The sequence below is a fragment of the Tamlana crocina genome, assembly GCF_012037625.1.
This window is the reverse complement of the sequence record NZ_JAAVJS010000391.1, coordinates 1-391: the sequence shown is the minus strand read 5'-3', so window position 1 is coordinate 391 and position 391 is coordinate 1. Positions and strand designations below refer to the sequence as shown.

Below are 391 nucleotides of genomic sequence, written 5' to 3'. Positions count from 1 at the left end.
AGGTTTCAATATCCCTTTGACCAATATTTCCGGTTAAAGGATTGCTGTCTCTATCCTTTCTCTTGTTCTTGTTGTGCTTATCTTCAATACGTCCCATAACATTCATTTTTAAGTTCTTTTCAAGATACGAAAAAGGCTTTTTAAAGGCTATTAAAGACCTGTTAACAAGACTGTTAATCTCTTGCTTTTCTAATAAAATCCTGGATGTTTTCTGTGCCGTTCTCAGTGAGGTGTTTAATAAACGCACTCCCAATAATTGCTCCTTTAGTTTTTTCTGTAGCTGCGGAAAAAGTTTCCCTATCCTTTATCCCGAAGCCCACTATTAGAGGGTTCTTTAATCCCATTTTTGACACCCTGCTGAAGTAATCTTTCTGAAGCTGCCCAAAACCGG

General features: G+C 37.6%; 1 protein-coding gene. It reads right to left on the bottom strand.

The window, feature by feature from the left end; translation table 11 throughout:
- Positions 1-173: 173 nt before the first annotated feature.
- The coding region (locus HC176_RS17270; RefSeq protein ID WP_209309785.1) for a tryptophan synthase subunit alpha at positions 174-391 on the bottom strand (218 nt) is incomplete at its 5' end.